This is a genomic window from Superficieibacter sp. BNK-5, from assembly GCF_047456055.1.
Classification (GTDB): domain Bacteria; phylum Pseudomonadota; class Gammaproteobacteria; order Enterobacterales; family Enterobacteriaceae; genus Superficieibacter.
On the sequence record NZ_CP179893.1, the window covers coordinates 4,382,377 to 4,406,577 of the forward strand.

The following is a 24,201-nucleotide window of genomic DNA, read 5'->3' on the forward strand; positions in this document are numbered from 1 at the left end:
CCTTGCCAGCCTGTCAGCGTATATTCCTGCCTTCTCGGGATGATTTAGCAGGGATGGCTAAATAATGAATATGTTGTCGCTCACCTTCAGTTATTTTTTCTTGCTTTTTTTCTTACTCTACTGGCTGTTGAATCCGTGGGTTAATATCCAGAATGGGGTTTTATTACTGGCCAGCTATGCATTTATTGCCAGCTTTTCAATCAGCTCTGCCATCATTTTATTAACGTATAGTTTATTGATATATATTTTAGGTGTATTCATTCACAGAACGAATCATACCAGAACTGGCTATGCGGTATTGATTCTGCTCATTCTGACCTTTTTTATTGCCTTTAAATACTACCCTGCCAGCCGGGAAAGTCTTCAGCTAAGCCTGAGCCAGGCTAACATGGCGATTAATTTGCCGTTGATGGATATCATTGTTCCTCTCGGGCTTTCTTTTTACATTTTTCATTCTGTCAGCTATATCGTTTCGATTGCCAAAAAAGAATTACCGCCCGCGACGGCGCTGAATGCGTTGCTGTACATCAGCTTCTTTCCCAGTGTGGTCTCAGGACCGATCAACCGCGCAAGCCATTTTCTGCCGCAAATCGCTACGTCAGTTCCCCGCACGCTGGGCAATGTACAGAAGCCGCTCTGCCTGCTGGCACTGGCTATCGCCAAATTATTCCTGTGCAGTACCTGGCTTGCCGATCAGTTCGTTAATCCGGTGTTTGACACACCCGAAAACGCCACCCCGCTGCAACTGCTGGTGGCGGTGTACGCTTACGCCTGGCAAATTTACTTTAACTTCTCCGGCTATACCAATCTGGTCACCGCGCTGGCCGCGCTGCTCGGTTTTACGCTGCCGGTGAACTTTAACGCGCCGTATCGGGCGCAGAATTTACAGGCGTTCTGGGGACGCTGGCATATCAGCTTATCCCTGTTTATTCGTGATTATATTTACATCCCGCTGGGCGGTAACCGGCGGGGATTTTTGCGCAAAAATGTTAATTTGCTGATCGCGATGATCCTCTCCGGCATCTGGCATGGAACCGGGTTCAACTTCCTTATCTGGGGAGCCATTCACGGTGCCGGACTGGTGCTGTTAAATTATAAAAATCATCTTTTCCCGGTGCGCCATTGCGGGCCGATAATCACGTTATTGTCTCGCCTGTTGACCTTTCACTTTATTTGTTTCGCGTGGATATTTTTCCGCGCGACCGATTTATCAACGGCCTGGGCGATTATCACCAGCATCAGCCAACTTTCCGCATCCTCCCTGCTGACGGCAGCGGAAACACCGAGCCTCATTGTTTTTTTGATCTTCTTTATTATTTATCCCCAGTTGGATTCGTTGAGAATAAAACTCGGCGCGCTGGCCTGTCGCATTCCATGGTTCCTGTTTCCGGTTCCGCTGGCGCTTTTTTTAACCGTGGTCTTTTTCTTTTCGCCTGCTGGCCTGCCGGGGTTTATTTATGCAAACTTTTGATAACGTCTCACTGTTTGGCAGAGTCTATAAATTTCTCTATATCCTGTTGCTCAGCACGTTGTTCGTGTTCTGGCTCAACCAGCGCTCGCTGACGTTTTACTGGCAGCAGGAATTTCACCAGGATTCTCCCTGGAGCGTAGTCAGACAACCGCTGTGGCTGGAAGGGGGCAAAATTTTAGCCGCCTTTTATGCCAGTAGAGAGGCATTTACTGAAGCGCTGGATGACACGCCCTGTGCAACCATCACGCCGCCTGCTCCCCTGATCGCGCTGTTACAGCCTGTTCCTGCGTCCGTGTCGCAGCAACCAACAGCCCCCGTACTGCACGCAGTCCAGCATGATAAAGACCACATTACATTAACGGCGCACGGCAAAGTCTTTTTTGCCGGAGATTCAATGATGCAGGGCATCGCACCGCATATCATGCTGGCACTGAATAAGCGCTACGGCATTCAAAGTATCAACAAAAGTAAGCAGAGTACCGGCCTGACGTCGCCAGTTTTTTTTGACTGGCCGCGCACCATCAGCGAAACGCTACAGAGCGAGCCAGATATCGAAATGATGGTGGTATTCCTTGGGCCTAACGATCCGTGGTCAATGAAGCCTGACGGCGGCGGTCAGTATCTGAAATTTAAAAGCCCGGAATGGGAACAGCTTTACCGCAGCCGCATCGACAGCATTTTGCAAAGCGCGCAGCAAAAGCACATTCCGGTGGTATGGATAGGCCCACCGAATATGCGCAAAAAAGCGCTCTCCGAAGGCGTTGCCTGGCTTGATACCCTCTATTCTTCTGCCGTCACCGGGGCGGGTCAATATTACCTCTCCGCGAATGATATCCTGGGTTTCCAGGGCGATACCTATTCTGACTATCAGGAAAAAGAGGGCCGAAAATTTAAACTTCGCAGCGGTGACGGTATTCACTTTACTCCCTATGCGCAAAAACTGATTGCGAACAGGGTGCTTTCAATGATCGTCGTTGAAGGCGCACAACAGGAGAAACCTGATGAATTACAATAAACGCTTACCCGTCTGTAAGCCGCTGGCGCTGCTGCTCAGTCTGCTGCTGATGATCTCATGTCACGACGAGGAGCAAAAAGCACCGACCTTATCGGCGAACCAACCGCAGGAGACGGTCAGCCACAATCAACTGACCCGCTTCGGTGATGCCGGACTGGACCGGCTGGCGGCAAAGCTACAGGCGGGCAATCAGCGCGTGCATATCCTGCAACTGGGGGATTCCCACACCGCAGCGGACCTTTTTACTGGCCAGCTACGGATGCGTTTTCAGCAACGCTTTGGCGACGGCGGCCCCGGCATGGTCAGCCCGGTACAGGTTTCCGGGCAGCGTAGCGCCGTGGTGAATTTCAGTAAGCCCGGCCAGAGCTGGCAGCTCTGGTCAACGCGCAAAGATCCGCATGAGGACTTTCCTTTTACCGGGCTGATTGCCCAGCCGTTGCAGGCTAACGCGAATGTGACATTAACGCTGACCAACGGCAACCGTGGCCGTTATCAGGTCAGCGCGTTGTATAAGTCTTCCACAGACGCGACGCTCACCATGGGCAGCGCCGGCAGGCAGACGCTGCCCGATAGCCAGAATCACTGGCAACTCTCCGACGCTCAACAGGCGACGTTTCCGTTAAACGCCACCCTGAGCGGCCAGGAGCATATTCAACTGGGCGGCTGGTTTATCTCTGCGCCGCGTTCGGGCGTCATTCTCTCTGCCGTGGGCATCAACGGTGCGACGCTCTCTGCCTGGAAAAAATGGCAGTCCGACGGGTTAGCGCCCCTGGCCGCGCTGAAACCCGATATGGTGATCCTCGAGTACGGCACCAACGAAGCGTTTAACGACGATCTCGACCCCGCGCTTTATCGTCGTCAGCTTGAAGCGCGTATCGTGCAGATCCGGGAAGCTCTGCCCGATGCGGCGATCCTGCTGATCGGACCGCCAGACAGTATTAAAAACAAAGGGCAAGCCAGCTGCAGCGCCCGTGAACCCGTGAGCCTGGCAAAAGTCATGCAGGTGCAAAAACAGGTCGCCGAAGCGCAGCAGCTCCTGTTCTGGGACTGGCGCGCCTTTATGGGCGGAGCCTGCTCGATGGAACGCTGGTCCGCGGCCGGCGATGCGCGTCCCGATCTGGTACACCTCTCCGCTGATGGCTATAAAAAAAGCGCCGATGCCCTTTTCGATCAACTTATGGCCCTGATGGCACAAGGGCATTAAAATCCAGGCCCGGCGCTACCGGGCTTGCAGCAATGCAGACATTTCGCTAAAGTCGCCCCCCTTCTTCACCGGCATGGGGATTCACCAGTGTTTATCGGATTTGACTACGGCACGGCAAACTGTTCGGTTGCTGTGATGCGCGATGGTGCGCCACAGCTGTTGACGATGGAAAACGGCAGCACACTTTTACCCTCCATGCTGAGCGCGCCGACGCGCGAAGCGGTCAGCGAATGGCTGTACCGCCACCACGATGTTCCGGCGACGCCGGGGGAAACACAGGCGCTATTGCGTCGTGCTATTAACTATAACCGTGATGAAGATATTGACGTTCTGCCAGGCAGCGTCCAGTTTGGTCTTGCGTCGCTCCAGCAGTATGTTGACGATCCCGAGGAAGTCTACTTCGTTAAATCGCCGAAATCCTTTCTCGGTGCCAGCGGCCTGAAGCCGCAACAAATCGCGCTGTTTGAAGATCTGGTCTGCTCCATGATGCTGCATATTCGCCAGCAGGCGGAAAGTCAGCTCCCGGAAAGCATCACCCAGGCGGTGATTGGCCGCCCCATTAACTTTCAGGGATTAGGCGGTGACGAGGCCAACGCGCAGGCGCAGGGCATTCTTGAGCGTGCTGCCCGACGTGCCGGTTTTCAGGATGTGATATTCCAGTATGAGCCGGTGGCGGCAGGTCTGGATTTTGAAGCCACCTTGCAGGATGAGAAACGCGTACTGGTAGTGGATATCGGCGGCGGGACCACCGACTGCTCCCTGCTGCTGATGGGTCCACAGTGGCGTCATCGTCGCGATCGTGACGCCAGCCTGCTGGGCCACAGCGGCTGTCGCATCGGCGGTAACGATCTGGATATCGCGCTGGCATTTAAAAGTCTGATGCCGCTTCTGGGACTGGGCGGCGAAACGGAAAAAGGCATCGCCCTGCCGATTTTGCCCTGGTGGAACGCGGTCGCCATCAATGACGTCCCGGCCCAGAGCGATTTTTACAGCAGCGCCAACGGACGCCTGTTAAACGATTTGGTGCGCGACGCCCGCGATGGCGATACGGTGGCCCTGCTGCTGAAGGTCTGGAAGCAGCGCCTGAGCTATCGCCTGGTACGCAGCACCGAAGAAAGTAAAATCGCCCTTTCCGATCGTCCGGAAGTGGTTACTGCCCTGCCGTTTATCAGCGACGAACTGGCGGCGGCGTTCACTCAGCAGGGCCTGGACGCGGCATTGAGCCAGCCGCTGACGCGTATTCTGGAACAGGTACAGCTGGCGCTGGAAAATGCTCAGGAAACGCCGGACGTTATCTATCTGACCGGCGGCAGCGCCCGCTCCCCGCTGATTAAAAAAGCCCTCGCCGAACGTCTGCCGGGCATCCCGATCGCTGGCGGCGATGATTTCGGCTCGGTAACGGCGGGGCTGGCACGCTGGGCGCAGGTGATGTTTGGTTGATTTAAGAGTAAGGCATTGATATTAGTAATATTTTAGGCCGGGTAAGGCGAAGCCGCCACCCGGCAAAACGGCGCATACAATATGTAACCCCGTTTTGTTATTAACTTCCCGTAATAGTATTCCCTGTCCTTTTAAAAACTATTATTCACGGGGGTGCCCCCTGTGAAATTCTAATTCCCGTTAAAATCATAATAACCTATACTGAATCGACGACCTGACGATAATCATCAGGTTATATTGATGTTTTTATAATACACGGATTGTGGAGAAGATATGAAATTTATAATGCTGGCGTTAAGTTTGTTATTTTTTACCACCGCAGGTTATTGCGAAAAACCCGATACCCTGGTGACAGAAGGTTATGATCAGCAAGAGATGTCGGCAGCAATCGCACATGCACGCCGGGAGACCGACAAATTCATTGAAATGCTGAATAAACATGATGCCGATTCATACGCGGTAAAAGCACCGATTACCGATCACGGCGATACCGAACATTTCTGGCTAACGGATATCACCTATGCTGACGGCGTTTTCACCGGCAAAATCGGCAATGAACCCGGCATCGTTCAAAATGTGCAGTACGGTCAGGAATGGAAAATCAAGAAAGCGGATATCTCTGACTGGATGTATACCCGTGGGGAAAAAATCTACGGTGGCTATACTATCGATCCTTTGCTAAGCACTTACCCCGAAGAAGAGGCATCGGCAATGAGAGCGCGACTGGTTCGCTGAGTTGAATGAGTATTTGCTTTAACGGGGGTTTTACTGCGATCAAGAAAAAGCCGTTTTGGATCTATCAAGGCGAGAGTTTACTATTATAAACGGTGTAAATCGCTTCTATAAATAAGGGCCTGGGAAGTTTTTCTCCGGCCCTGTAAATTATTCTATGTAATATTAATGAATGGTGGGTAAATAAAGTCTCAATATAATTTGAGGGCTGCAAAATCTGAGGCTAATAGCTAACTCCATGATGCTACATTCTGTATTGTCTAGGTCAGGACTTACCCATGAAGGAAACAGGGGTCCATACCTGTCAGCAAAGCAACCGCTCCTGGTGTGTTACAACCCTCTCCTGGTTCAGGCCCCTTCTTCGGAAGGAACTTTCCCGTTTCGCTGACGCCCTGAATGTGACGCGCGTTCTACGAGACGTCTCGCAAACCTGCTTCTGACGCTGCCCGCCGTGCTACGCCCCGTATTCAGACTATTCTCCCCTCATCTTCCATACTTCCTTCATTTTTGTAATGAGTTAGCTGACTAAACTAGTATTATTCCGCGACCGGCTTCAGGAAGAGACACGTAAAACAATGAAAGGCAGTAACAAAGCCCGCTGGGCAACAGCGCTGATAGTGATTATTGCGGCCCTTGCCGCCCTCTGGTTCTGGCACAGCCGCAGCGCCTCAGAAAGTCCTTCGGCGACGACCGCAGCACCATCCGGCGGTGGACGCCACGCGCAGCGTAATGCACAACTGGCGCCGGTGCAGGCGGCGACGGCCAGCAGCGAATCGGTGCCGCGCTACCTTTCCGGGCTGGGTACCATTACGGCGGCGAATACCGTCACGGTGCGCAGCCGGGTGGATGGTCAGCTGATGGCGATCCATTTTCAGGAAGGGCAGCAGGTGAAAGCGGGCGATGTACTGGCGGAAATCGATCCCAGCGAGTTTAAGGTAGCGTTGGCCCAGGCGCAGGGACAGCTGGCGAAAGACCGGGCGACGCTGGCGAATGCCCAGCGCGATCTGGCGCGCTATCAGCAACTGGTTAAAACCAATCTGGTCTCTCGTCAGGAGCTGGACGCCCAGCAGGCGCTGGTCAGCGAGACGCAGGGCACGATTAAGGCCGATGAGGCCAGCGTCGCCAGCGCGCAGTTGCAGCTCGACTGGAGCCGCATCACCGCGCCGGTTGACGGCCGCATTGGCTTAAAACAGGTGGATATTGGCAATCAAATCTCCAGCGGCGATACCACCGGCATTGTGGTGCTGACGCAGACGCATCCTATCGATCTGGTGTTTACTCTGCCGGAAGGGGATATCGCGACTATCGTACAGGCGCAGAAAGCCGGAAAAACGCTGCCGGTAGAAGCCTGGGATCGGACCAATAAACAGAAGCTCAGCGCCGGTACGCTGCTGAGTCTCGATAACCAGATTGACGCTACCACCGGCACCATCAAACTCAAGGCGCGCTTTGATAATCAGGATGATTTGCTGTTTCCTAACCAGTTCGTTAACGCCCGTCTGCTGGTCGATACCCAACAAAATGCAGTCGTGATCCCTACCGCCGCGCTGCAAATGGGTAATGAAGGTAATTTCGTCTGGGTGGTTAACGCGGAAAACAAAGTCAGCAAGCATACCGTTGTACCCGGCATACAGGATAGCCTGAAAGTAGTGATTACCGATGGGCTTTCCGCGGGTGACCGCGTGGTGACTGACGGTATCGATCGCCTGACCGAAGGGGCGAAAGTCGAAGTGGTAGAAGCACAAAGCGCCTCTGCCACCGCCGCAGAAACGCCCACCAACCGCGAATACGGTAAAAAAGGAGCACGCTCCTGATGCAGGTGTTACCTCCCCGCGCTACCGGCGGCCCGTCCCGCCTGTTTATTATGCGCCCGGTCGCTACCACGCTGTTAATGGTGGCGATCATGATAGCCGGGATTATCGGCTATCGTTTTTTGCCGATTTCGGCGCTGCCGGAAGTGGATTATCCCACCATTCAGGTGGTGACGCTGTATCCCGGTGCCAGCCCGGACGTAACCACCTCCGCCATCACCGCGCCGCTTGAACGTCAGTTCGGGCAGATGTCGGGCCTGAAGCAGATGTCGTCGCAAAGCTCCGGCGGCGCGTCGGTGGTCACCCTCCAGTTCCAGCTTACGCTACCGCTGGACGTCGCCGAGCAGGAGGTGCAGGCCGCGATCAACGCCGCCACTAACCTGCTGCCTGACGATCTGCCTAACCCGCCGGTCTACAGCAAAGTCAACCCGGCGGACCCGCCGATCATGACCCTCGCCGTCACCTCTTCCGCCCTGCCGATGACTCAGGTCGAAGATATGGTCGAGACGCGGGTGGCGCAAAAAATCTCCCAGGTCTCCGGTGTCGGGCTGGTCACGCTGGCGGGCGGTCAGCGTCCGGCGGTGCGCGTCAAACTTAATGCGCAGGCTATTGCCGCGCTGGGGCTGACCAGCGAAACCGTGCGCACCGCGATCACCAGCGCCAACGTTAACTCGGCGAAAGGTAGCCTCGACGGCCCAACGCGCGCGATTACCCTTTCCGCCAACGATCAGATGCAGACGGCAGAAGATTATCGCCGCTTAATCATTGCTTATCAGAACGGCGCGGCGATCCGCCTCGGCGATGTGGCCACCATTGAGCAGGGCGCGGAAAATAGCTGGCTCGGCGCATGGGCGAATAAAGAGCAGGCGATTGTGATGAACGTCCAGCGTCAGCCGGGGGCCAATATCATTGATACCGCCGAGAGCATTCGCCAGTTGCTGCCGCAGCTGACGGAAAGCTTGCCGAAGTCGGTGCAGGTGAAAGTGCTGTCGGATCGCACCACCAATATCAGCGCCTCGGTCAGCGATACCCAGTTTGAGCTGATGCTGGCGATTGCGCTGGTGGTAATGATTATCTATCTGTTCCTGCGCAACGTCCCGGCGACCATTATTCCCGGCGTCGCGGTACCGCTGTCGCTGGTCGGCACTTTTGCGGTGATGGTGTTCCTCGACTTCTCCATTAATAACCTGACGCTAATGGCGCTGACCATCGCCACCGGCTTTGTGGTCGATGACGCTATCGTGGTGATTGAAAACATCTCCCGCTATATCGAGAAGGGTGAGAAGCCCATGGCCGCGGCGCTGAAAGGCGCGGGCGAGATCGGCTTTACGATTATCTCCCTGACCTTCTCGCTGATTGCGGTGTTGATCCCGCTGCTGTTTATGGGCGATATTGTTGGCCGCCTGTTCCGCGAGTTTGCCGTCACCCTCGCGGTGGCAATCCTCATCTCCGCGGTGGTGTCGCTGACCCTGACCCCAATGATGTGCGCGCGCATGCTCAGCGTTGAGTCCCTGCGCAAGCAAAACCGCTTCTCCCGCGCCAGCGAGCGCTTTTTTGAACGGGTGATTGCCGCCTACGGACGCGGACTGGCGAAAGTGCTCAATCATCCGTGGCTGACGCTCAGCGTGGCGCTGGCGACGCTGATCCTGTCGGTGATGCTGTGGATCTTCATCCCGAAAGGCTTCTTCCCGATCCAGGATAACGGCATTATTCAAGGGACGCTTCAGGCTCCACAGTCGGCCTCGTTCGCCAGCATGGCGCAGCGACAGCGACAGGTCGCCGATCAAATTTTGAAAGATCCGGCGGTGGAAAGCCTGACGGCGTTTGTTGGCGTGGACGGCACCAATCCGTCGCTCAACAGCGCGCGCCTGCAAATTAACCTCAAGCCGCTGGATGACCGTGACGATCGCGTGCAAACGGTGATTAGCCGGTTGCAACAGGCGGCGAGCAGGGTGCCAGGCGCAGAGCTGTACCTTCAGCCAACGCAGGATTTAACCATTGATACCACCGTCAGCCGCACTCAATATCAGTTCACCCTCCAGGCCACTTCGCTGGACGCGCTGAGCCACTGGGTGCCGCTGCTCATGACACGCCTTCAGTCGCAAACGGCGCTGGCGGATGTCAGCAGCGACTGGCAGGACAAGGGTCTGGTGGCATATGTCAACGTCGATCGTGACAGCGCCAGCCGCCTCGGGATTAGTATGTCCGACGTGGATAACGCGCTGTACAACGCCTTCGGCCAGCGGCTGATTTCGACCATTTATACCCAGGCAAACCAGTACCGGGTGGTGCTGGAGCATGATACCGGGAACACGCCAGGTCTGGCGTCGCTGGATACCGTGCGCCTCACCAGCAGCGACGGCGGCGTGGTGCCGCTGAACGCCATTGCCAAAGTGGAGCAGCGGTTTGCGCCGCTGTCGATTAACCATCTCGATCAGTTCCCGGTAACCACCATTTCGTTCAACGTCGCATCCGGTCATTCGCTGGGCGACGCAGTGGAGGCCATCACCACTGCCGAGAAAGATCTGAGCCTGCCCACCGATATCACCACCCAGTTCCAGGGCAGCACCCTCGCCTTCCAGTCGGCGCTCGGCAGTACGGTCTGGCTGATTGTCGCGGCGGTGGTGGCGATGTATATCGTGCTCGGCGTGCTGTATGAAAGCTTTATCCATCCGATCACCATCCTTTCGACGTTACCCACCGCGGGGGTTGGCGCACTACTGGCGCTGTGGCTGGCGGGAAGTGAACTGGATGTGATTGCGATAATCGGCATTATCCTGCTGATCGGCATCGTGAAGAAAAACGCCATCATGATGATCGACTTTGCGCTGGCCGCCGAACGCGAACAGGGCATGCCGCCGCGCGAGGCGATTTATCAGGCGTGCCTGCTGCGTTTCCGGCCGATTCTGATGACCACGCTGGCGGCGCTGCTCGGCGCGCTGCCGCTGATGCTGAGTACCGGTGTCGGCGCGGAATTGCGCCGTCCGCTGGGTATCGGCATGGTTGGCGGCCTGCTGGTCAGCCAGGTGCTGACGCTATTTACTACACCGGTTATCTATTTGTTGTTCGACCGTCTCTCGCTCTGGCTGCGTAGCCGTTTTCCGCAGCATAACGAGGAGGCGTAAGTGAAGTTTTTCGCGCTCTTCATTCACCGTCCGGTGGCGACGTTTTTAATTTCGCTGGCGATAACGTTGTGCGGCATACTGGGCTTTCGTCTACTGCCGGTCGCCCCCCTGCCGCAGGTGGATTTCCCGGTCATTATGATCAGCGCCTCGCTGCCGGGCGCGTCGCCGGAGACCATGGCGTCCTCGGTGGCGACGCCGCTGGAGCGCTCGCTCGGGCGGATTGCCGGCGTCAGCGAAATGACCTCCAGCAGCTCGCTCGGCAGTACGCGCATCATTCTGGAATTTAATTTCGACCGCGATATCAACGGCGCGGCGCGGGACGTGCAGGCGGCAATCAACGCCGCGCAAAGCTTGCTGCCGAGCGGCATGCCGAGCCGTCCGACCTATCGTAAAGCCAACCCGTCCGACGCGCCGATTATGATCCTGACGCTGACCTCGGATACCTATTCGCAGGGCGAACTGTACGATTTCGCGTCCACCCAGCTGGCGCAGACCATCGCGCAGATAGAAGGCGTCGGCGACGTGGACGTCGGCGGCAGCTCCCTGCCCGCGGTGCGGGTAGGGTTAAATCCGCAGGCGCTGTTTAATCAGGGCGTCTCGCTGGATGACGTCAGTAGCGCGATTAGCAGCGCCAACGTGCGCAAGCCGCAGGGTGCGGTGGAGGACGGCACGCATCGCTGGCAGATCCAGACCAATGACGAACTGAAAACCGCCGCTGAGTATCAGCCGCTGATCGTCCACTACAACAACGGCGCGGCGGTACGCCTCGGCGATGTCGCTACGGTCACGGACTCCGTGCAGGACGTGCGCAACGCCGGGATGACCAACGCCAAACCGGCGATCCTGCTGATGATCCGCAAGCTGCCGGAAGCCAACATCATTCAGACCGTGGACAGCATTCGCGCCCGCCTGCCGGAGCTACAGCAAACCATTCCGGCGGCGATTGACCTGCAAATCGCCCAGGACCGCTCTCCGACTATCCGCGCTTCGCTGGAAGAAGTGGAGCAAACGCTGGTGATTTCGGTGGCGCTGGTGATCCTGGTGGTGTTCCTGTTCCTGCGATCCGGGCGCGCGACGCTGATCCCGGCGGTCGCGGTACCGGTGTCGCTGATCGGCACCTTTGCCGCCATGTATCTGTGCGGTTTTAGCCTCAATAATCTGTCGCTGATGGCACTGACCATCGCCACCGGGTTTGTGGTCGATGACGCCATTGTGGTGCTGGAGAACATTTCCCGTCACCTTGAAGCGGGAATGAAACCGTTGCAGGCTGCACTTCAGGGCACCCGAGAAGTGGGCTTTACCGTCTTATCGATGAGCCTGTCGCTGGTGGCGGTATTCCTCCCCTTGCTGCTGATGAGCGGTCTGCCCGGACGGCTGCTGCGGGAATTTGCGGTCACGCTGTCGGTGGCTATCGGTATTTCACTGGTGATCTCCCTGACCCTGACGCCGATGATGTGCGGTCTGATGCTCAAACGCAGTAAGGCCCATCAGCCGACGCGCGCGAAAGGGTTTGGCCGGCTGCTGGTCTCTCTCCAGCAGGGCTACGGCAAATCGCTGAAATGGGTGCTTAATCACGCCCGTCTCACCGGTCTGGTGCTGCTCGCCACCATTGTGCTTAACGTCTGGCTGTATATTGCGATCCCGAAAACCTTCTTCCCGGAGCAGGATACCGGGGCGTTGATGGGCGGGATTCAGGCGGATCAGAGCATCTCCTTCCAGGCAATGCGCGGCAAGCTTCAGGACTTTATGAAGATTATCCGCGACGATCCGGCCGTGGATAACGTCACCGGCTTTACCGGCGGTTCGCGGGTCAACAGCGGGATGATGTTTATTGCCCTTAAAGATCGCAGCGAACGTACGGAGACGGCGCAGCAAATCATTGACCGTCTGCGCAAAAAACTGGCCAACGAGCCGGGGGCTAACCTGTTTTTGATGGCGGTGCAGGATATTCGCGTCGGCGGACGACAGGCCAACGCCAGCTATCAGTACACGCTCCTGTCGGACGATCTCAGCGCGCTGCGTGAATGGGAACCGAAAATCCGCAAAGCGCTTGCCGCCCTGCCGGAACTGGCCGACGTGAACTCTGACCAGCAGGATAACGGCGCGGAGATGAACCTCATCTACGACCGTGAAAGTATGTCACGACTCGGCATCAGCGTGCAGGCAGCCAACAGTCTGCTGAATAACGCCTTCGGTCAGCGGCAGATTTCCACCATTTATCAGCCGCTAAACCAGTACAAGGTGGTGATGGAAGTCGATCAGGTGTACACCCAGGACATCAGTGCGCTGGATAAGATGTATGTGATCAATAGCGACGGTAAAGCGATCCCGCTCTCCTTCTTTGCGAAATGGCAGCCCGCTAACGCGCCGCTGTCGGTGAACCATCAGGGGCTGTCGGCGGCCTCTACCGTCTCTTTTAACCTGCCGACCGGGAAATCGCTTTCAGAAGCCAGCGCGGCTATCGATCGCGCCATGACCCAGCTCGGCGTCCCTTCCACCGTGCGTGGCAGCTTTGCCGGCACCGCCCAGGTGTTTCAGGAAACGATGAATTCGCAGGTGATCCTGATTCTGGCGGCCATCGCCACGGTCTATATCGTGCTGGGGATTTTGTACGAGAGCTACGTCCATCCGCTGACCATTCTTTCCACCCTGCCCTCGGCAGGCGTGGGTGCGCTGCTGGCGCTGGAAGCATTCGATGCCCCGTTCAGCCTAATCGCCCTGATAGGGATTATGCTATTAATTGGCATTGTGAAGAAAAACGCCATCATGATGGTGGACTTTGCCCTTGAGGCGCAGCGCAACGGGAATTTATCGCCGGAAGAGGCAATATTCCAGGCCTGCCTGCTGCGTTTCCGTCCCATCATGATGACCACGCTGGCGGCGCTGTTTGGCGCGCTTCCGCTGGTATTGTCCGGCGGAGATGGTTCAGAACTGCGTCAGCCGCTGGGCATTACGATTGTCGGCGGTCTGGCGATGAGTCAGCTATTGACGCTGTATACCACCCCGGTGGTGTATCTGTTCTTTGACCGCCTGCGGCTGCGTTTTTCGCGAAAAACCAGACAACCGGTAAGCGAGTGATATGACAGAACTGCCCGCCAGCGTGCGCTGGCAACTATGGATTGTGGCGTTTGGCTTTTTTATGCAGGCGCTGGATACCACCATTGTGAATACTGCCCTTCCCTCGATGGCGCAAAGCCTCGGGGAGAGTCCGCTGCATATGCATATGGTGATCGTTTCCTATGTGCTGACGGTGGCGGTGATGCTACCTGCCAGCGGCTGGCTGGCGGACCGGGTCGGCGTGCGCAATATTTTCTGTACCGCCATCGTGCTTTTTACCCTCGGCTCGTTCTTCTGCGCCCAGGCGGGAAATCTCAATGAGCTGGTGATGGCCCGCGTGCTTCAGGGCGTGGGCGGCGCGATGATGGTGCCGGTCGGGCGGCTGACGGTGATGAAGATTGTCCCGCGCGAGCAGTATATGGCGGCGATGACCTTTGTCACCCTGCCGGGACAGGTCGGCCCGCTGCTCGGCCCGGCGCTGGGCGGTGTGCTGGTGGAGTACGCCTCCTGGCACTGGATCTTTTTGATTAACATTCCGGTCGGCATTATCGGCGCTATCGCCACCCTGATGCTGATGCCCAACTATAAAATGCAGACCCGGCGCTTTGATATGTCCGGGTTTATTCTGCTGGCGCTGGGGATGGCAACCCTGACGCTGGCGCTTGACGGGCAGAAAGGGCTGGGCATTTCGACGCTGGCACTGCTGGGGCTGGTGGCAACCGGCATCGTGGCGATCCTGCTTTATTTGCGCCATGCGAAAGGCAACGACGCCGCGCTGTTTAATCTCAACCTGTTTAAGACATCAACCTTCTCCCTCGGGCTGGCGGGCAGCTTCGCCGGACGGCTGGGGAGCGGGATGCTGCCCTTTATGACGCCGGTGTTCCTGCAAATCGGCCTCGGCTTCTCCCCCTTCCACGCCGGGCTGATGATGATCCCGATGGTGCTTGGCAGCATGGGGATGAAACGTATCGTGGTACAGGTGGTAAACCGCTTTGGCTACCGCCGCGTCCTGGTCGCCACCACCATTGGCCTGGCGCTGGTCAGCCTGCTGTTTATGAGCGTTGCCCTGCTCGGCTGGTACTGGCTGCTGCCGGTGGTGCTGTTTTTACAGGGGATGGTGAACTCCACCCGCTTCTCGTCGATGAATACCCTGACGCTTAAAGATCTGCCGGACGACCTCGCCAGCGGCGGCAACAGCCTGCTGTCGATGATTATGCAGCTTTCAATGAGTATCGGCGTCACCGTCGCTGGCCTGCTGCTGGGAATGTATGGCCATCAGCACGTCGCCGTGGATAGCGGTACATCACACAGCGTCTTTATGTACACCTATTTCAGCATGGCGGTGATTATTGCCCTGCCCGCGCTGATTTTTGTCCGCGTCCCGGATGACACCAGCAAAAACGCGGTGATCGCCCGGCGCAAAAGGAGACATTCGTGAAATTATGGCGACCCGGCATTACCGGTAAACTGTTCCTGGCCATTTTCGCCACCTGCATTTTGCTGCTGGTCACGATGCACTGGGCCGTGCGCATCAGCTTCGAACACGGTTTTATTGACTACATTAAGCGCGGCAATGAGCAGCGCCTGCAAATGCTCAGCGACGCGCTGAGCGACCAGTACGAACAGCACGGCAACTGGCGCTTTTTGCGTAATAACGACCGGTTTATTTTCCAGATCCTGCGCTCCTTTGAGCGTGACGATGAAGATCATCCGCACCCTGGCGGTCCGGGTCCTGGAGCAGATCCGGGACCAGGAATGCCGCCACACGGCTGGCGAACGCAGTTCTGGGTAGTGGATCAACAACAGCAGGTGCTGGTTGGCCCACGCGCGCCCGTGCCGCCGGACGGTACGCGCCGGGCGATCATGGTGAACGGGCAGCGCGTCGGGGAAGTCATCGCCTCTCCGGTAGAGCGACTGACGCGGAATACCGATATCAACTTTGACCGCCAGCAGCGGCGTACCAGCTGGATGATCGTTGCCCTCGCCACGCTGCTTGCCGCTCTCGCCACCTTCCCGCTGGCGCGCGGCCTGCTGGCACCGGTAAAACGGCTGGTTGAAGGCACACATAAACTGGCCGCGGGCGATTTCTCCACCCGCGTGGCGGCCAGCAGCCAGGATGAACTGGGCAAGCTGGCGCAGGATTTTAACCAGCTCGCCAGCACGCTGGAGCGTAACCAGCAGATGCGTCGCGACCTGATGGCCGATATTTCACACGAACTGCGCACGCCGCTGGCAGTGTTGCGCGGTGAACTGGAAGCGATTCAGGACGGCGTTCGCCAATTTACCCCCGAGTCGGTGATCTCGCTCCAGGCGGAGGTTGGCACGCTGACCAAGCTGGTTGACGATTTGCATCAGCTTTCGATGTCAGACGAAGGGGCGCTGGCCTACCAGAAAGCGCCTCTCAATCTTATTCCGCTGGTCGATATGGCCGCTGGCGCGTTCCGCGAGCGTTTTGCCAGCCGGGGTCTTACGCTTCGGGTCATGCTGCCGGAAAGCGCGACGGTCTTTGGCGACGGCGACCGCCTGATGCAGCTATTCAATAACCTGCTGGAAAACAGCCTGCGCTATACCGATAGCGGCGGCCACCTGTTAATCACCGCGGCGCTCAGCCCCACCAGCGTGACGCTGGATTTTGCCGACAGCGCGCCGGGCGTGACCGACGAGCAGCTTGCCAGATTGCTTGAGCGTTTCTACCGGGCGGAAGGTTCACGCAACCGCGCCAGCGGCGGTTCCGGGCTGGGGCTGGCTATTTGTCAGAATATTGTCGCTGCCCACGGTGGCACGCTGCGCGCAACGCACTCGCCGTATGGCGGCGTTAGTATTAAAGTAGAATTACCGCTGGATCGCGACGTACAGAGAGACGTATGACTGAATTACCTATCAATGATAAAACCCCACGCATTTTAATCGTGGAAGATGAGCCTAAACTGGGGCAGTTGCTGGTCGATTATTTGCTGGCGGCGAACTATGCGCCGACGCTTATCAGCCACGGCGACAAAGTGCTTCCTTATGTTCGTCAGACGCCGCCAGATTTGATCCTGCTGGATCTGATGCTTCCCGGCACCGACGGCCTGACGCTGTGCCGCGAAATCCGCCGTTTTTCCGAGGTCCCCATTGTGATGGTGACGGCGAAAATCGAGGAGATCGACCGCCTGCTGGGGCTGGAAATTGGCGCTGACGACTATATCTGTAAACCCTACAGCCCACGAGAAGTCGTCGCGCGGGTGAAAACCATTCTCCGTCGCTGTAAACCGCAGCGCGAATTGCTGGCGCTGGATGCTGAAAGCCCGTTAATCGTTGATGAAAGCCGCTTTCAGGCTTCGTGGCACGATAAGCTTTTAGACCTGACGCCTGCCGAATTCCGTTTGCTAAAAACGCTGTCGCAGGAGCCGGGAAAAGTGTTCTCCCGCGAACAATTGCTGAACCATTTGTATGATGACTACCGGGTAGTGACCGACCGCACTATCGACAGCCATATTAAAAACCTGCGCCGCAAGCTGGAAGCGCTGGATGCCGAACAGTCATTTATTCGCGCCGTTTACGGCGTTGGGTATCGCTGGGAAGCCGATGCGTGCAGATTAGGGTAGTTACCTCGTTATTATTCTTGCTGTATAAGGTTAAAAAATCATGAAACTACAGTAAGGATTTAACCATGTTTGCAGTACGTGCCGGGATTTGCGCGCTGGTCATGCTGTCATTCGCTGCGCAGGCTGAAATTAGCGATCAGGAAGTCAAGGAAGCCTGTGCGAAAGTACCTGAGCATGCTCGCAACGGCGAACAGGCTTATAAAGCGAAAAATTATGCCAAAGCCTATGATGCTTTCGCTGAACAAGTTATCTGGAGCGAAAGCTGCGACCTGGGAGACAGCGCCATTGCTACGGCCTATAACAATGTCGCCCTGACCTACATTCGGCAAAAAGAGTATCGTAAAGCGCAGGCATGGTTAATGCTAAAGCCCCACGATCCGAAGTCGGTTTATAACCTGAGTCTGATTAAAGATAAGCTGGCAGCGCTGCCGACACCCACGTCTCCCGCTGGCGAATACTGGCAGTATGCCGGCGGTTCCGCCTGGAATACGCTGACGCTAAAAGCGGGTAAATCAGCGGACGAATATCAGGCCGATTATATGGGCTATTACTTCGGCATCATGGGCGCGTGGATGGGGCCGAACACCGGCGAATTCTCCGCACCGGTGCGGTTAAAACAGGGCAAGGGCATGATTGCCGTGCGTGATGGCAATATAGCCCATTGCGACATCGCCCTTACCGTGACGCCTGACACGGCGGAGTTAAAGACTGATGAACCGCAGGAGTGCGGCTTCGGGCATAACGTCGATGCTAACGGTGAATTCGTGCGGGTAGATTGAGCCGCACCGCCCTCTTGTGCAAAGAGGGCGTTACCCCTGGCGTTTAAACTCCCGCCACACTCGCAGCATCAGTATGACCAGCCCGGCAACGCCAAGCAGTAGCACGCCCCAGAGCAGGATTTTATTCAACAGACTCGCCTGCTCCGCCGGATCGGTAGCGGTCAGCCGCGCTTCGCCGCCCAGCGTCACCGGATCCCCGACGTAGGCCCAGGGTAAGCCAGAAATATCGTGCATGTCAGGCGGGAGCAGCGTGGCGGCACTGAGCGCCTGCGGTTCGGCAGCTTTATTCCCCCACGCCAGCAGGTAGGGCGGATTGCCCTGGGCATTAAACGCCAGCGTGCGTTTTTCACGCAGCCCCGTCACTCCCGGCAAATCTTTGCCCCATTGTTGATTGATTCCTTTCAGGCGGATCCCCTGAATGACCTTGCCATCCAGTGCCAGCGGCAAAGGATCGTAACCGTTGACCGCATAAGCCACTTGCTTCGCCAGCGGATGCCAGCGATCGGACGTAGAACTGCGGTATTCAATTTCCAGTGGCAGCACGCTGTTTTTAACCGACGGCACGATCCGCACGGCATTTAACGGCTGCGGCTGCTGCCAGAAATAGTGCGCCTCCACAGGAGAAATCGCTTGAGCGCGCGGTGAAAGCGCCAGCATCTCCTGGGTCGTTGGCAGGTCGTGGATCACCGCCTGTGCCGCCACGATGTTCAGCTTTGGCACCGCCTGCGGATCGCGCGCCAGCACCAGCCAGTATTTATTCGCTCCGTCAATATCCAGCGAGTTAAGCAGCAGACGGTCGTTGCCGGAGGTCAGATCCATCAGCGGTACGGCTTCAGCAACCGAATACCACGTTTTAAGATCGTGACTGGAAAGCACGTCCACGCTGGTTTGCCAGTTCTCAGGCAAGCGCTCCCACTCCAGCCGGAGTTGATCGACCCGAGGCTGGTTAAGCATTTTGTCGCCCAGTTCAAGAAGCCAGCCTCGCTGCGTGGTTTGACGATCGTCCGATCGCAGGGTCACTTCCAGTCCCGACGCTGAACGCAGAGAAACCTCGCCCGGCGAGCCGGGTACCGACACCGTCCGGTTCATCCGGGAGACCCGCAAAAGGCTATTTTTCTCCATCGCGGCGCGGGCGGGCGGTGGGACCCAGGCGAACGGCAGATTCTGCCCCTGCCCGTTGAAAACGCGCACGTCACGCAGATCTGGCCAGACGCTTTGCGCGTATACGTCGTCAGGCAGCGCAATCTGATAATACGGCTCGCTGCCATCAAAGGTCAGCGACGTGCCATAGGCAAAATCCTCTGGCTTGTCCGCTGCAAAACCCATTGCCGTGCCGGTCAGCGCGATCCCGCCCAGCAGAATAGCGTTCAATACGATCCGTCTCATTTATCTGTCCTCTCGCGGGTCATTTTTCCCCGTCCCGGAGGCAATGGTGAGAAATAACCAATGATCAATATCAGTACCGCTACGCCAATGAATGCCACCGCACGCAGTAGCCCTCCCTCGCCCGCGCTGTCGACCAGGAAGAGTTTAATCACTACTACGGCTAACAGCGTTGCGCCGGTAAACCAGCCGATGCGGTGATTGCGACGCGTGGCGATAGCCATGACGCTTAATGCAGTCAGCCCCCACAACAGAGCAAACGTTGTCTGGATAAGGCGCGAATCCCAGAGCGTTTCGATGCGCCATGCGGTATCGGAGTAGTACGCCAGCACGCGCAGCAGGATGCCGTTGCCCCACCAGAAAATCACCGCGGCGCTGAATATCGCGACCGCTCGTCCCGACTCAGGATACGGCACGCGGCCTATTCTGCACCACCAGAGGATCAACGTCAGCAGAGTAAGCATGGCGCTTTCTTCGAGCGGGTTAAGCAGAGGAAGGTAATGCCAGTCCGGCATGACGCCATCCATCAGATTCCCGAACAGCAGGAACAGCACCGCCAGCGGGATCAGCGGCAGTACACCCCAAAATGCGTACAGTTGCCGGTAACGCGCCACCGGCCAGATACCCCGGCGTAGCGCAATCAGCACGATTTTGATCGTCAGCGCGATGGCGGTCACTCTTGCTGCGTCCCGCCACTCCTCCATACCCCATGCAAACCGTGCGGTTTGCCAGACGATTTCACCGCCGAGCGCAAACAGGATCGTCCAGAACAGCGCCAGATGCAGCCCCTGCTTGAGCGGGAATTTAACCGGCGGCACCACTTCGCGACGCAGCAGGAAGATAGCGATAGCCAGAACGGGCAGCCAGAGAAGGTTTAGCCAGCCCGCATGCAGCGGCGAGGTATCAATCAATACCTGCCAGAGGACGACGCCTGCCATTACCGGCCACAGCAGCCAGACCGCATAGCGCAACGCTCGCCAGTGCAGACGCATCCCCGCCCAGCGCCATAGCAGGCTGGAAGCGGCAACCAGCGCCAGCAAAAGGAATATCTCCCGCGGCAACGGGAATGTCAGCAGCCAGAGCGTTCCCATCAGGCAGGCCATCCACAGCGCGATACCACCGCTGAGCAGCCCTAAACTTATTAATCGCCAGAGAGCATGAATACGCACGGCGCGCCAGATATAACCTGCGATCAACCAGCTCAGCGCCAGAATAGCGAACGTAAGACTAAATGTCAGCGCACCCATGTCGTTTTGCCACGCCCACACCGCCGATCCCAGCGCCAGCAGCTGTAGCGCCGTTCCGCTGTAGCTCATGCGGATCTGTTTTTGCGTATGCCCAAGCCACAGCACGCCTACCCCTTCAAGCGCCCAGGCCATTGACGTCCATTGTGCCGACAGCGCCAGCGGGATCGCCAGGGTGATAAAGACGCCGCCCAGCGCCAACGCCGCGATAACGAGTGGTTTGCCGAGCGACGGATAACGTTTCAGCGCCACCCACGCCAGCAGCAAATAGCCTGCGGCAAAGCACAGCGCAGAGAATGCCGGACCAAACGTCCAGTGACGGGTTATTGCGTACTGCATGCCGAAGCCAACCAGCGGCGTACCAAATAGCAGTACACCGTCGACGATTTTCTCTCCTGGTCGCCGTGAACGTAATGCCAGCGCCACGCTCAATACGCCAAAAATGATCATATTGGCTAACAGAAAGAGCTGACAACTAAACCAGAACTCAGGCTGGTAGCCTTGAACTCCCCACAGCCCACCGACGCCGAAAGTAAAGATAAAACCAAGCAGATTTAGCGGCCGCCAGGGTTGCCAGAGGCTAATGGCCAGAATACCCAGCGACAGCAGCAGATAATAGGAAAACAGCGCGACGTGACTACCGCCGCCGGTAGAGAGCAGGACTGGCGACAAATAGCCGCCAATGCTGGCGAGCATCGCAAGGCTCAACGCGCGTTGCATGACAGCCAGACCGACACTGGCGGCACAGACCACCAGCATCAGGCCAAAGGCCATAAAATGCGGTAGCAGATGATATAGCCGGAAGGCGCCGAAGAGAGTGATATACAGCGCACCGACCGCACCGCCCTGAAGAATCAACGCATAGCGAGAATTTTTATGTCGCAAGCGCCAGCCGACGACGAGCAGCGCGATGCTCGCCAGCGCCGCGCCCGACAGCCGTAGTTCGACAGGAAAAAGATCGCGTTCGACGCTGTACTTGACGAGAAATGCCAGGCCAAAAAACAGCAGTATGATGCCCACTTTAGCCAGCGGGTTGCCCTGGGTAAACCAGCTCAGCAGCCCCAGCACCGGCTGCGGAAGAGTATATTTCTCCTTCGCTGGCGGTGCGGGGGAATCCTTCCAGATATCGACCGCTGGCGCAGGTTCGGTAATGGGGATGTCGGGTGGCGCGGCAGGCTCAGGCGGCCTGGATAGCGGAATCTCGGGCGACACCATAGCCGCAGCGCTTTCCGCTATCGTCGGCGTTTCAGTCAGCGGCGGTTCATGGCGGGCGAGCTGGTTTTGCAGTTCTGCCACCTGCGCCGTCAGACGGTCGATTTGATACTGGTTACGCCGCCCTTTTGCCAGCGCGTTTAACGCCAGCGCGGGCACTACTAGCAGGTAAAAAAGCGCGACAATAATGCCAAAAATGACGATCTCATCCATGTCTTTTTTCCTTAACCCGCAGTCCGCTTCGCTGATGAAGAATCATTTTCACTATAGCTGAAAAGCGCCGGGACGTGATATCGCTGTGTTTCCATCCCGTGAGCGGCGCGAAATTATTATAAAAATCGGTTTTCGCGTTTTGCCCGCGCGGTGCGTTGATGACGCCCGAAATATTTACTCCCTGCCCACGAAAGCGTTACAATGCCCGCCCTTAATGTGGGGGCACTCCCCTACCGCCTTATCAGGTAAGGCGGATCTGACCTGTCATCAGAACGAGAACATCATGTTTAAACCGGAACTCCTCTCCCCGGCGGGAACGCTGAAAAATATGCGTTACGCCTTCGCCTATGGCGCGGATGCTGTATATGCGGGCCAGCCGCGTTACTCGCTGCGCGTGCGCAATAACGAATTCAATCACGAGAATTTGCAGCTCGGCATTAATGAAGCCCACGCGCTCGGTAAAAAATTCTACGTGGTCGTGAATATTGCGCCGCATAACGCCAAGCTGAAAACCTTCATCCGCGATTTAAAACCGGTAGTGGAGATGGGACCGGATGCGCTGATTATGTCCGATCCGGGGCTGATCATGCTGGTGCGCGAGCATTTTCCCCATATGGCAATTCACCTCTCCGTGCAGGCTAATGCCGTTAACTGGGCGACGGTGAAATTCTGGAAGCAAATGGGGCTGACCCGCGTCATCCTCTCTCGCGAACTGTCGCTGGACGAGATTGCTGAAATCCGTGAACAGGTGCCGGAAATGGAGATCGAAATCTTTGTTCATGGCGCGCTGTGCATGGCCTATTCCGGCCGCTGCCTGCTCTCCGGCTATATCAACAAACGCGATCCCAATCAGGGCACCTGCACCAACGCCTGCCGCTGGGAATATAATGTGCAGGAAGGCAAAGAGGACGATGTGGGGAATATTGTTCATAAATACGAGCCGATCCCGGTACAAAACGTTGAGCCGACGCTGGGCCTCGGCGCACCAACCGACCAGGTGTTTATGATTGAGGAAGCCAAACGTCCGGGCGAGTACATGACCGCCTTCGAAGACGAGCACGGCACCTATATTATGAACTCCAAAGATCTGCGTGCCATTGCCCACGTTGAGCGTCTGACTCAAATGGGCGTGCATTCGCTGAAAATCGAGGGCCGCACCAAATCGTATTACTACTGTGCGCGTACCGCCCAGGTCTACCGTAAAGCGATTGATGATGCCGCTGCAGGCCGGCCGTTTGATACCAGCCTGCTGGAAACGCTGGAAGGTCTGGCTCACCGGGGTTATACCGAAGGATTCCTGCGTCGTCATACCCACGACGATTATCAGAACTACGAGTACGGCTATTCCGTTTCCGAGCGTCAGCAATTTGTCGGCGAATTTACCGGCGAGCGGAAAGGCGACCTTGTCGCGGTGGCGGTTAAAAACAAGTTTTCGGTGGGCGATAGCCTGGAATTAATGACACCGCAGGGCAACGTTAACTTTACGCTGGAACATATGGAAAACGCGAAAGGTGAAGCGATGCCGGTCGCGCCGGGGGATGGTTATACTGTATGGTTGCCGGTTCCGCAGGAGATGGTGCTGGATTACGCCCTGTTAATGCGCAATTTTAACGGGCAGAGTACCCGAAATCCGCACGCAAACTAGTTTATTAACGTTATTTTTACTCAGTGAAGGAATCTTAGAATCCGATCACACACCGTTGTGTTTAATAGAGATATTATTCGTCTCGCTGAAAAACATAACTCATAAATGCTAGTTGTACCAGGAACCACCTCCTTAGCCTGCGTAATCTCCCTTACGCAGGCGCATTTTTTTAGCCTCTTATAATTCAGCGTGTTCTTACACGTTCCGCCCTTTCCTGAGATACACTTATATCCTGTAATTCGGGTTACGATTAACTCGTCCCCGCCTGAAAAATGAGCGGTAT

Annotated in this window: 15 protein-coding genes; 13 read left to right on the forward strand and 2 right to left on the reverse strand. The window is 56.7% G+C overall.

Annotated elements, in window-relative coordinates:
- Positions 1–298 precede the first annotated feature (298 nt).
- The 12 genes from ACMGGS_RS21090 (at position 299) to ACMGGS_RS21145 (ending at position 18,221) form a co-directional block, all read left to right on the forward strand.
- A complete protein-coding gene (locus ACMGGS_RS21090; RefSeq protein ID WP_414164238.1) occupies positions 299–1,471 on the forward strand; it encodes an MBOAT family O-acyltransferase in 1,173 nt (390 codons plus the stop codon).
- Positions 1,458–2,486: a DUF459 domain-containing protein gene (locus tag ACMGGS_RS21095; protein WP_414164239.1), complete on the forward strand. Its 1,029-nt coding sequence runs from the start codon at positions 1,458–1,460 to the stop codon at positions 2,484–2,486. The genes ACMGGS_RS21090 and ACMGGS_RS21095 overlap by 14 nt, the downstream gene beginning before the upstream one ends.
- Complete coding sequence (locus tag ACMGGS_RS21100) at positions 2,473–3,690, forward strand: SGNH/GDSL hydrolase family protein (RefSeq protein WP_414164240.1); 1,218 nt, start codon at positions 2,473–2,475, stop codon at positions 3,688–3,690. Before ACMGGS_RS21095 ends, ACMGGS_RS21100 begins: the two co-directional genes overlap by 14 nt.
- A gap of 87 nt (positions 3,691–3,777) precedes the next feature.
- A complete protein-coding gene (yegD, locus tag ACMGGS_RS21105; protein WP_414164241.1) occupies positions 3,778–5,130 on the forward strand; it encodes a molecular chaperone in 1,353 nt (450 codons plus the stop codon).
- A gap of 273 nt (positions 5,131–5,403) precedes the next feature.
- Entirely contained in the window at positions 5,404–5,865 is a 462-nt protein-coding gene (locus ACMGGS_RS21110; RefSeq protein ID WP_414164242.1) for a YegJ family protein, read from the forward strand.
- Between the two features lie 572 nt (positions 5,866–6,437).
- A complete protein-coding gene (locus ACMGGS_RS21115; RefSeq protein WP_414164243.1) occupies positions 6,438–7,676 on the forward strand; it encodes an MdtA/MuxA family multidrug efflux RND transporter periplasmic adaptor subunit in 1,239 nt (412 codons plus the stop codon).
- Complete coding sequence (locus ACMGGS_RS21120) at positions 7,676–10,798, forward strand: MdtB/MuxB family multidrug efflux RND transporter permease subunit (protein ID WP_414164244.1); 3,123 nt, start codon at positions 7,676–7,678, stop codon at positions 10,796–10,798. Before ACMGGS_RS21115 ends, ACMGGS_RS21120 begins: the two co-directional genes overlap by 1 nt.
- Positions 10,799–13,876: a multidrug efflux RND transporter permease subunit MdtC gene (mdtC, locus tag ACMGGS_RS21125; protein ID WP_414164245.1), complete on the forward strand. Its 3,078-nt coding sequence runs from the start codon at positions 10,799–10,801 to the stop codon at positions 13,874–13,876.
- 1 nt (position 13,877) lies between these two features.
- Complete coding sequence (locus ACMGGS_RS21130) at positions 13,878–15,293, forward strand: MFS transporter (protein WP_414164246.1); 1,416 nt, start codon at positions 13,878–13,880, stop codon at positions 15,291–15,293.
- Entirely contained in the window at positions 15,290–16,723 is a 1,434-nt protein-coding gene (gene baeS / locus ACMGGS_RS21135) for a two-component system sensor histidine kinase BaeS (RefSeq protein ID WP_414164247.1), read from the forward strand. The genes ACMGGS_RS21130 and baeS overlap by 4 nt, the downstream gene beginning before the upstream one ends.
- Positions 16,720–17,442 carry a two-component system response regulator BaeR gene (baeR, locus tag ACMGGS_RS21140; protein WP_414164248.1) on the forward strand — a complete coding sequence of 241 codons (723 nt, stop codon included), beginning with the start codon at positions 16,720–16,722 and terminating at the stop codon, positions 17,440–17,442. The genes baeS and baeR overlap by 4 nt, the downstream gene beginning before the upstream one ends.
- Before the next feature lie 65 nt (positions 17,443–17,507).
- Positions 17,508–18,221, forward strand: a complete 714-nt coding sequence (locus ACMGGS_RS21145) for a tetratricopeptide repeat protein (RefSeq protein WP_414164249.1) — start codon at positions 17,508–17,510, stop codon at positions 18,219–18,221.
- Positions 18,222–18,251: 30 nt separating this feature from the next.
- Here ACMGGS_RS21145 and ACMGGS_RS21150 read toward each other — a convergent pair whose 3' ends face one another.
- The gene (locus ACMGGS_RS21150; protein ID WP_414164250.1) at positions 18,252–19,607 is read right to left on the reverse strand and encodes a DUF3999 family protein; all 1,356 of its coding nucleotides are present in this window, start codon (positions 19,605–19,607) and stop codon (positions 18,252–18,254) included.
- On the reverse strand, positions 19,604–22,273 hold the full coding sequence (locus ACMGGS_RS21155) for a DUF2339 domain-containing protein (RefSeq protein WP_414164251.1): 2,670 nt from the start codon (positions 22,271–22,273) through the stop codon (positions 19,604–19,606). The genes ACMGGS_RS21150 and ACMGGS_RS21155 overlap by 4 nt, the downstream gene beginning before the upstream one ends.
- A gap of 283 nt (positions 22,274–22,556) precedes the next feature.
- On the opposite strand from ACMGGS_RS21155, the gene yegQ reads away from it, so the two are divergent.
- Complete coding sequence (gene yegQ, locus ACMGGS_RS21160) at positions 22,557–23,918, forward strand: tRNA 5-hydroxyuridine modification protein YegQ (RefSeq protein ID WP_414164252.1); 1,362 nt, start codon at positions 22,557–22,559, stop codon at positions 23,916–23,918.
- Positions 23,919–24,201 lie beyond the last annotated feature (283 nt).